Annotated in this window: 7 protein-coding genes and 1 tRNA gene; 3 read left to right on the forward strand and 5 right to left on the reverse strand. The window is 71.4% G+C overall.

What is annotated here, in order from left to right; all coding sequences use genetic code 11:
* Window positions 1-8: 8 nt before the first annotated feature.
* On the forward strand, window positions 9-1,250 hold the full coding sequence (locus tag D1J51_RS03765; protein ID WP_119073825.1) for a glycosyltransferase: 1,242 nt from the start codon (window positions 9-11) through the stop codon (window positions 1,248-1,250).
* Window positions 1,240-2,157, forward strand: coding sequence for an alpha/beta fold hydrolase (locus D1J51_RS03770; protein ID WP_162903647.1), 918 nt, complete (start codon window positions 1,240-1,242; stop codon window positions 2,155-2,157). Before D1J51_RS03765 ends, D1J51_RS03770 begins: the two co-directional genes overlap by 11 nt.
* A 68-nt stretch (window positions 2,158-2,225) precedes the next feature.
* Here D1J51_RS03770 and D1J51_RS03775 read toward each other — a convergent pair whose 3' ends face one another.
* From D1J51_RS03775 to D1J51_RS03790, 4 genes are all read right to left on the reverse strand, one after another.
* Window positions 2,226-3,434 carry a cobalamin-independent methionine synthase II family protein gene (locus D1J51_RS03775; RefSeq protein ID WP_119073827.1) on the reverse strand — a complete coding sequence of 403 codons (1,209 nt, stop codon included), beginning with the start codon at window positions 3,432-3,434 and terminating at the stop codon, window positions 2,226-2,228.
* A gap of 67 nt (window positions 3,435-3,501) precedes the next feature.
* Window positions 3,502-5,238, reverse strand: coding sequence for an AMP-binding protein (locus D1J51_RS03780; RefSeq protein ID WP_119073828.1), 1,737 nt, complete (start codon window positions 5,236-5,238; stop codon window positions 3,502-3,504).
* A 5-nt stretch (window positions 5,239-5,243) separates the two neighbouring features.
* Window positions 5,244-8,435, reverse strand: a complete 3,192-nt coding sequence (locus D1J51_RS03785) for a DUF2207 domain-containing protein (RefSeq protein WP_119073829.1) — start codon at window positions 8,433-8,435, stop codon at window positions 5,244-5,246.
* A gap of 54 nt (window positions 8,436-8,489) precedes the next feature.
* A complete protein-coding gene (locus D1J51_RS03790; RefSeq protein ID WP_162903648.1) occupies window positions 8,490-9,053 on the reverse strand; it encodes an adenine phosphoribosyltransferase in 564 nt (187 codons plus the stop codon).
* 98 nt (window positions 9,054-9,151) lie between these two features.
* Between D1J51_RS03790 and D1J51_RS03795 the strand changes: the two genes are divergently transcribed.
* Window positions 9,152-9,228, forward strand: a tRNA-Arg gene (locus tag D1J51_RS03795).
* Window positions 9,229-9,280: 52 nt separating this feature from the next.
* On the opposite strand, the gene D1J51_RS03800 is transcribed toward D1J51_RS03795, so the two are convergent.
* Window positions 9,281-9,664 (reverse strand): hypothetical protein, encoded by a 384-nt coding sequence (locus tag D1J51_RS03800; protein ID WP_162903649.1) that lies wholly within the window; start codon window positions 9,662-9,664, stop codon window positions 9,281-9,283.
* Window positions 9,665-9,824 lie beyond the last annotated feature (160 nt).

Below are 9,824 nucleotides of genomic sequence, written 5' to 3' on the forward strand. Positions count from 1 at the left end.
GACCCACCATGCACATCGCCTTCTTCAGCGACCAGCACCCGGCCACGCTCGGCGGCCTCCAGGCCTCCCTGGGGCTGCAGCGCAAGCACCTCGAGCGGCTCGGCCACACGGTCACCGTCTGCGCGCCCGGCGCGCGGCGCACGCCGTCCCCGCAGTACGCGCGCGCCCACGACGTGCTGCTGCGGGCCGCGCGGGCGGGCGAGCACTCCTTCACCCTGGCGGGCGAGCGCTTCGACCGCGTGATCGACGCCGCGTTCGCCGCGCGCCGCAACCGCCCGCCCGTGGACGTCGTGCACGTGCAGGCCGACGTCTGGGGCGCCTGGAACGGCTACCGCTTCGCCCGGCGGCACGGCCTGCCGGTGGTGCACACCATGCACACCGACGTGGAGGCGGGGCTGCCCGCGATCCTGCCGTTCCCCGGCGCGATGTTCCGCCTGTTGTTCGCCGCGCACCAGCGCTTCCTCGGCACGGGCCCGATCCGCAGCGTCGCAGAGTACGCGCGCGCGTTCGCGGAGCGGGCCGACCTGCTCATCGCGCCGAGCACGCATTTCGCCGAGCGGCTGCGCGGCTACGGCGTCGAGCGCCGCATCGAGGTGCTGCCCACCGGGGTCGACGACGATCTGCTCGCGGCGATCCGGAGGGCTCCCGCACCCGCGCCCCGCGCGCGACCGGTGCTGCTGTGGCCCGGCCGGATCAGCCCCGAGAAGCGGCTCGGCGAACTGCTGGAGGCCCTCGCCCGATCGGGCGCCGACGCCGAGCTGCACGTCTACGGTTCGGGGAGAGAGCTCCCGCGGGTGCGGCGGCTCACGCACGAGCTCGGCGTCGCTCCGCGCGTGCGGTTCTTCGGCAGCGTGCCGCACGACGTCGTGCTGCGCGCGATGCGGGGCGCGGACGCCGTGGTGCAGAGCTCCGTCGGGTACGAGACGCAGGGGCTCACGATGTACGAGGCCGTGTCGGTCGGGACGCCGGTGATCCTGCGGGATCGGGGTCTCGCGCGGGATCTGCCCGAGCCGCTGCGCCACACCGCGGCCGACACCGGGGTCGGGGCCCTGGCCGCGGCGCTCGCCGCCTTCGTCTCGCGCACCGCTCGGGATCCCGGCACCGCGGAGCGCACGGCCACCGACCGGTTCGCGCAGAGCCGGCTGACGGCGCGCGCGGAGGCGCTCTACCGGGGTCTGCTGCGGGATCGCGCCCGCGGGGGCGCGGCGCGCGAGATCCCCGCCCTCGTCGGAGGCCGTCGTGCGGCGTGAGGCGCCGCTGATCGTCGAGATCCTGGGCTCCCGTACGGTCGTGCACCGGTACGGCCGCGACGGGGATCCCGCGATCCTCGCCGTGCACGGCTTCCGGGGCTCCCACTCCGGCCTCGAGCCTCTCGCGCGGGCGCTGTCGACAGCGGGGTACCGGGTGCTCGTCCCCGACCTCCCGGGCGCCGGGGCCTCCTCCCCGCTGGGAGGGCCCCACGACCTCGCGGGGCATGGGCGCTGGCTGCTCGAGCTGGCCGGGGCGCTCGCGCCGCGGCTGCTGCTCGGGCACTCCTTCGGCACGGTCGTGGTCGCCTCCGCGATCGCGCGCGGCGCGACGCACGCGGGCGCGGTGCTCGTCAATCCGATCCTGCGCCCGCCACTCGACGGGCCGCGCAGGATCGCCACCGCGGCGGCCCGCGCCTACTACGCCCTGGCGGAGCTGCTCCCGGAGAGGCACGCGATCCGGCTGCTCGGCAGCCGCGCGATCGCGGCCGCGGGCGGGCGCCTCATGACCACGACCCGCGACCCGGCGCTGCGTCGGTGGATCGTGCGGGAGCACCGACGACAGGCCGGCGCCTTCGCCTCCCGACGCGCGGTGCTCGAGGCGTTCCGAGCGTCGACGACATCGACCGTCGCCGACTTCGCGGGGGCCTTCACGCGCCCGACGCTGGTGCTCGGCGGCGATCGGGATCCGCTCTCCCCGGTCGCCGCGTGCACGCCCGAGGGCAGTGGCCTGTCCGAGGGAGACTTCCACGTGTTCCCCGAGCGCGGGCACCTGCTGCCGTACGAGGCCCCGTGGGGGTCGGCGAGGCTCATCGCGGCCTGGGAGCGCGCGGGAGAACGGATCGTGCCACTCGCACCGGCCGCGCCCGAACCGAGCGCGCCCGCGCGGGCCATGCCCGCGCCCCGCTGACGGCGGGACGTCGGGGACCATCGCAGCCGGAAACCCGACCGCGCCCCGGGCCCGATCCCGCCCGGCGCTCAGACCCTCGCGGCCGCGCGCCTCGCGCCCTCGCCGAGCGACTCGAGCTTGGCCCAGGCGATCTGCGGGTGGACCCGGCCGCCGAGGCCGCAGTCGGTCGCGGCGATGACGCGCTCCGGGCCCACGATCCGCGCGAAGCGCTCAATGCGCTGCGCGACGAGGTCGGGGTGCTCGACGAGGTTGGTGGAGTGCCCGACGACGCCCGGGACCAGGATGAGGTCGTCGGGGATGAGATCCCGGTGCTCCTCCCACACCGCCCACTCGTGCTCGTGACGCGCGTTCGCCGCCTCGAAGGAGATCTGGCCGACGTTCGCACCCAGCACCGTCCTCAGGATGTGCTTGAGCTCGATGTCGGTCGTGTGCGGGCCGTGCCACGAGCCCCAGCACAGGTGCAGGCGAAGCCGCTCCTTCGGCAGGCCCTCGATCGCGGCGTTGATCGCCTCGATGCGGATCTGCGTGAACGCCAGGTAGTCCTCGACGCTCGGCTCGGGATTGATCTGATCCCAGTTCTCGGCGAGCGACGGGTCGTCGAGCTGCAGGACGAGGCCCGCGTCGGTGACGGCCCGGTACTCCTCGTGCAGGGCCGAGACCCAGGCGTCGATGTGATCCTGCTCCGAGGCGTAGTAGTCGTTCTCGATGCGGGCGGCCGACCCCGGAGCGATCGCGGTCAGGAAGCCGCGCTCGCCCTCCCGCAGCGCCGCCTTCAGGTTGCGCGTGTCGGCGGCGATCGCATCCTGGCCGGTGTAGGCGATCGGACCGGTGGTCGCGGGGAAGGCCGTCGCGTTCTTGCCGACGCTGATTCCGCTCTCCGGATCCTGATAGGCCTCGGCGAAGAGCGTCCAGTCCCGGCGGTCCGGGAAGGTCGTGAGACGCACGTCGCCGGGCTGCGAGCGCACCGGCTGCTGACTGAAGATGTCCTTGCCCGTAAGCGAGAGCCCCGAGTTGCGCTGGAAGGAGTAGGTCCACCAGGCGCCGTAGTCCACGGCGTTCGACATCGCCTTGCCGAACTCGCCATCGCCGGGTTGCGTGATTCCCCGCTCGCGCTGGCGCTCGACGACGTCGCGCACGGCCTCCGCGACGAGGGCCTCGAACTCGGGCGTCGTCTTCAGGGTGAAGCCGTCGTCCTCGAAGCTGCGGGCCGCGTTGGCCTCGATCAGAGCCTGCGTGCGGGGCAGGCTGCCTGCGGTGGTGGTCTCGATGCGCATCATGCTCCGGATCCTAGTCACTGCGAAGGGGCGGCGGTGAATCGCATGACGCCGGGTTGCGCGCGCCCGCTCAACCCTTGAGCCCGGGGAAGTCCTCCTCGCGCCACTCCGCCCCGATGCGCTCCCCCGCGGCGAACGCCGCCTCCTCGCGCTGCCGCAGCTCGACGCGGCGGATCTTGCCGGAGGTGGTCTTGGGCAGCTCGAAGAACTCGACGCGGCGCACGCGCATGTAGGGCGGCAGGGCGACGCGGGCGTGGGCGAGGATGGCGCGGGCGGTCTCCGCGGACGCTTCGACGCCCCCCGCGAGCGCGACGTAGGCCTTGGCGACGTTGAGGCGGGTGTCGTCCGGGGCGCCCACCACGGCGGCCTCGGCCACGTGCTCGTGCTCGATGAGTGCGCTCTCGACCTCGAACGGGGAGACCTTGAAGTCGCTCGACTTGAAGATGTCGTCGGTGCGGCCCACGAACGTGAGCACGCCGCCCTCGCCGCGCTGCGCCACGTCCCCAGTGCGGAAGAAGCCGCCGGCCGTGGCCCTCGCGGTCGCCTCGGGATCGCCGAAGTAGCCCGGCATGAGGTTGACCGGCCGCAGGGCGCCACCCAGCCGCAGGCAGATCTCGCCCTCCTCGACCTCCTCACCGGTCAGCGGGTCGACGAGCACGGCGTCGACGCCCGGCAGCGGCCTGCCCATCGCACCGGGTACGACCGGGTCGCCCGGCATGTTGCCGATGAGCGCGGTGGTCTCCGTCTGCCCGTAGCCGTCGCGGATGTCGAGGCCCCACCAGTCGCGAATGCGCGCGATGACCTCCGGGTTGAGCGGTTCACCGGCCGAGACGACCTCGCGCAGCGCGCGCGGCTTGCGGTCGAGACGCTTCTGGATCAGCATGCGCCACACCGTCGGGGGCGCGCAGAACGTGGTGACGCCGACCCGGTCGAGCTCGGAGACCAGAAACTCGGCGTCGAAGCGGGCGTAGTTCGCCACGAAGATCGTGGCGCCCACGTGCCAGGGGCCGAAGAAGCTCGACCAGGCGTGCTTGGCCCAGCCGGGCGCGCTGATGACGAGGTGGACGTCGCCCGGGCGCACGCCGATCCACGACAGGGTCGTGAGGTGCCCAACGGGGTAGCTCGTGTGGGAGTGCACCACGATCTTGGGCCGGCTCGTGGTGCCGGAGGTGAAGTAGAGCAGCGCGGGGTCGGTGCTCGCCGTGGTCTTGGGGGTCGGCGCCAGCGATGCGGCGCTCGACTCCTCGTAGCGCAGCCAGTCGAAGAGCTGCGCGCGATGGTCTTGAGATGCGGCGTCGAAGCCCACGCCGACGCCGCGATAGTCGCCCGGCGCCTCCGCGAATTTGACGGCGTCCTCGGCCGCGGCGAACACCCACCGAACGCGGCCCCGCTCGACCCGGTCCTCGAGCTCGTGCGCGCCGAGCACCACGGAGGTGGGCAGGATCACGACGCCGAGCTTCATCGCGGCGAGCATGATCTCCCACAGCTCGACCCGGTTGCCGAGCATGAGCATGGCGACGTCGCCACGCTTCGCGCCGATGCCGCGAAGCCAGTTGGCGACCTGATCGGAGCGCTGCCTCAATTGCGCGAAGCTGCGCTTGCGCTCGCTGCCGTCCTCCTCGGCGATCCACAGCGCCGTCGCGTCGTTGCCGTCGGCCAGGCGGTCGAAGACGTCGTGCGCCCAGTTGAACTCGGGGCCGACGTCCGGCCAGCGGAACTCGGCGCGGGCGCGATCCGGATCTCCGGCGAATCCGAGCAGCTGGTCCCTGGCGGCGAGGAAGGCTGCGGTGGGGTCGATGCGGGTCATGGGTTCTATTCTGCCCGTCCCCTCGCGAAACGCCTCCGATTCGCTCGTGCGCCGCCGCCGTTGCGCCGCCGCACGAGCGCGATGATCTCGGCGGTGACGGCCGCGAGCATGACCCCTCCGATCACGATCGCGGCCCAGCCGCGGGCGTCGTCACCGTCCATGCTCATCACGGCCCAGCCGAACAGCACGCTCTGCGCGACGGCGGCGAGCGGGATCGCTCCGAACGCGATCGTGCGCAGCGACGCGCTCGGCCGGCGGCGCACTCGGAGCGCGAACACGAGCACACCGAGTGACGAAACCGTGACGGCACCCGCGAGCGCGAGTACCGTCGCGTAGGGCAGCGCGTACTCGGTGCGGTACCGCTCGTAGGCGCCGGCGTCGACCCCGGAGAACGTGCCGGGAGAGAAGTTCAGCACAGCACCGAGGTCGTTATTCAGGTTGAGCTCGTACTTCTCGAGAGTGCCGTTGATCTTCTCCGATACCTGCCACGGCCCCGCCGGCTTCCCCTCGGCGGAGTCCTCCGCCTCGCGGGATTCGACGGTGTTTGCGTCGACCGAGACGACGAGCGCGCCGTCGTCGAGCCTCTTCTCGCTGCCGATCCGCAGATCGTAGGCTCGCGACGTCTCGAGGTCGCCGCCGATGTAGATGCGGTTCTCGTACTGCCAGGGCCGGTACCAGTTGCCGCGCTCGTACGGCACCCGATCACGGTCGACGTCGGAGTCGATCCACCCCCCGGACCGGATCTCGTCCGCGATCTCAGGGGCGATCGTGAGTTGCAGGCGAATCGGACGCACGGGAGCGGTGCCGTCGGACGGGCGAGCCGCGTTCGTGTAGAAGGTCTCCTTCCAGAAGTCGTACCAGGCGGTCCACCGCAGCTGCTGCAGCGAGTCGGGTCCGCCCGGCGCGTCGACGACGGGGCTCGTCAGCGTGTACGCGATCTCCACCTCGTACAGCCCGTCGAGCACGTCCGACATCCGCGTCGTCATCGCGACGCTCTGGGGGCCGTCGATCTCTCGGAACGGCACGTCCTCACCGTCGACGCGCACGGATTCGACCTCGAGCCCCAGATCCTGGCCGAGCCGTTCGCGGGGCCACTCCCTGGCCAGCTGCGGAACCGAGGCACCGCCCGACGTGAACCGCACCGTGTCGCGCTCCACGACGCTCAGGCGCGCGCCTCCGCTCTTGTCGCGCTGCAGCTCGGCGTCGACCTCGAAGCCCTCGATCTGCGACCAGATCGTTCCCGACGGCCCTGACCCCGGCCACGTGACGAAGTCCGCCTCGGTGTAGGGGGTGGGCCGCGTCGCGACGGTGAGGATCGACCCCGCCAGCAGTGCAATGGCCGCGACGAGGGCGAGGATCGCCGGCAGCGAGAGGAAGTGCTCGGTGCGCCAGCCGCGCCCGAGCCGCCGGTCTCCCGCCTCGCGCCCGGCGTGCTCGGCGACCTTCCGGCCCGCGCGGCGGGGACCCTCGAAGAGCACCGCGTACGGCAGCAGCGGTTCGTCGACGGGCCCGCGGTCGAGCAGCCGCGTCGCCCGCGCGTACGCGTCGATGCCCTTGAGCTGCTGCACCGCGAGGGCGCCGTCGCGGGTCAGCGGGCGCGGGCGGAGCACGACTCCCACGGTGCAGAGCGCAAGAACGGTCGATGCGAGCACGAACAGGCCGGGCCACCACACGACGCTCAGGATCACCTGCTGCGAGAGCTGCCGCAGCAGTCCCCACTGCAGCAGCGCGATCGCGAGGGGGCCGAAGATGAAGGTGTCTCGCACGTAGCTGTCGGGCACCCAGCGCAGCCCGTCCTGCACCGGCCGGTCGGCCCTGGACCAGCGCAGCCGCTGAAGCACCACGCTCGGGAGATTGCCGATCCTGCCCGCGCGCATGCCGGCCCGGGCCACCGCCGTCAACCAGAGCTCGCGAGCGCGAGCGCCCATGGCGGCGAGCCTGGTCTGCTTGCGCTCGGCAGCCGGCTTCGTCGGTCTCGTCCGATTCGGTGCCGCACCTACGCCCGCCAGCTCCGAGATCAGCTCGGCGTGCCACGGCCGGCCCAGCAGCTGGGCCGCATCGGCGGGCGAGAGACCGTCGGGAACCTCGGCGCGCACCAGGTACCAGGGCTCGCCGACGCTGTCGGCCCAGACGACGCGGCGGGCGGCGAGCGCGAACAGCAGGATCGCGGCGAGCAGCGCGAGCGGGAACAGCGGCCCCCAGGTCTGCCACCAGAACAGCGTCGTGGTGGGCGGCTGCGAGAACGTACCCGCTTCGAAGCTCGTGTCGATGAGGAGATCGGGGTACGGCGGCAGCGTATCGTCGTTGCTGAAGGAGTAGCGCACGCCCTGGGCCGTCCGGTCCTCGGGGGTCAGCCACTCGGTTGCACCCAGCAGCAGCCAGCCCACGTAGGCGCGGGGAGCGCGCACCAGCGCATCGTCCAGCTCCGGAGGCAGCGTCAGCGATACCTGGACCCCCTTGGTGCCCTGCGGCCAGCTCGGTCCGAGGACGGGCCAGGACCAGCTGTCGATCTGGCGTCCCGTCGCCGCGTCCTCCTCGGTCGTAACGAGGTCGCGCATCGAGTAGTCGAGCGCGATCTCCTGCTCGCCCTCCAGTTTCGCGCCGTCCGCTCGCGAGATCGCCACCCGGGTGACCGTCGCGCCGCGATCCACGGTCACCTCGGCGGGAACGCCGTCGATCGTGGCCGAGCGCACCTCGAAGCCGGTGTCGTGCCCCTGGAATTCGGTGACGAACTTCCGCTCGATGACGCTCTCCGGCCCGTTCGTGAAGTTGGCCGTGTACCGCTCGGAGACCCGGGCGGCGAAACCGCGATCCGCGGTTCGCTCGAGCGTGTAGTCGATGACGGCGTCGGTCGCGATCCAGTCGACCTCGCTCACCTTGGCCGAGTCCAGGACGTCGTCGATGTTGAGCGGCTTGTTGATGATCGGGCCGAAGAGCAGGAAGGCTCCGGCGAGCGCCACGAGCACCCAGACGAATCTGATGGCGTTCCGCAGCAGGCGATCTCCTCGGGCCCGCAGCCGCGCCTCGACCGAGGTGAGCAGGCGCGCGAGCCACCGGAACAGCGGGGTGTGCTGCGGCTGCGGATCGGGAAGACGCCCCGAGTTGAGCAGCTCGGGATCCGATCCCTCGAGATCGAAGAAATCGGGTGCGGGCGGCGGACCGCCCGTGGGGCCCGATCCGCCGCGTTTATCGCTCATGCTTCGACCCTAGCGCCGGGGTCGGACACTCTCGGCGCAGCATCGAGTCGCCCCTCAGCTGCGGAAGACCGTGTGCAGTTCGGGATCGCCCACGTTGTCCCGCCCGCCAAGCCCCTCGATCTCGAACAGCACCGCGGCGCCCGCCGCCTCGTAGCCGAGCGTGCGCAGCAGCTCGCGCGCCGCGACGAGCGTGCCGCCGGTGGCGAGCACGTCGTCGATCAGCAGCACTCGGGATCCGCGCGGGAAGTCGGCGTGCGCCTCGATCTCGGCGACGCCGTACTCCAAGGAGTAACCCGCCCTCGCCGCGGGCCTCGGCAGCTTACCCGCCTTGCGGATCGGCATGAGCCCGGCTCCGGTGGCGTACGCCGCGGCGCTCGCGAGCAGGAACCCGCGCGCTTCCAGGCCCGCGACCACGTCGAACGCGCCGCGGAACGGCGCGACGAGAGCCTCGACGGTGGCTCGGAAGGCGGGTCCGTCGGCGATGAGCGGGGTGATGTCGCGGAACAGGACCCCGCTCGCGGGATAGTCCGGGATCTCGAGGATCAGAGACTCCGCTCGCCGGAGCTCGGCGCTCGATCCGGCGAGGGGCGTGTTCGGCTGCGGGCTCTGCTCAGGCACGCGTTCCAGGGTACCTCGTTTCGGGCCGCGCCCGGGCCGCGCTGATTTTTGTTTTCGAGTGGAGTCGTGTAATGTCTTTCGGGTTGGGAAACCGACGTGCGCCCCTAGCTCAGCTGGATAGAGCATCTGACTACGGATCAGAAGGTCGGGGGTTCGAATCCCTCGGGGCGCGCCAGTGGAATACCCGGGCAGAAGCAAGATCTGACCAGGTATTTCTGCTTCCGTTTCTAGCGGGCGGGAGCAGGGATAACGGCCTGCGTGGTCTGCCCCTCGATGACTGCGACGACGCGGTACATCGTGACGTTGGGGCTGCTGAGGACCCGGATGACTAACGTGCCGTCCGCGTAGGTTGATGCTGCACCGTAGTCGTACCATTGCTGGCTTGATTCCCAGAAGGCGGAGAGTGCGTAGGGCGCGCTGACGCCTTCGCCAGCGGCGTTTTTCGTCGTCACGGTGATCTGGTCGAAGGTTGCGTCGGCCGCGAATACGGTCAGCGATACGGACGGGCCAATCGTTGACGCGGATGCCGCGGGCACCGTTACAGCCACAGCGATTACCGGGACTGACCACGCGCCGGCTCGTAGGGCCTGGCGTCTCGAGATATTCCCCATGCGCCGAGTATACGACAAATCGGTGTAGCTGAACTCTACCTAATTTGTTGAGTATCTCACCCGAGGGGGATCTCGACCGTCGTTCTGTTTTCCGGCTCATCGGAATCGAGGGTGTAGGGCGGGCAGTGAGTACGCCCGGATAGAGCGAAGACCTCGTAAG

The organism is Leucobacter sp. wl10, assembly GCF_003569785.1.
GTDB lineage: Bacteria > Actinomycetota > Actinomycetes > Actinomycetales > Microbacteriaceae > Leucobacter.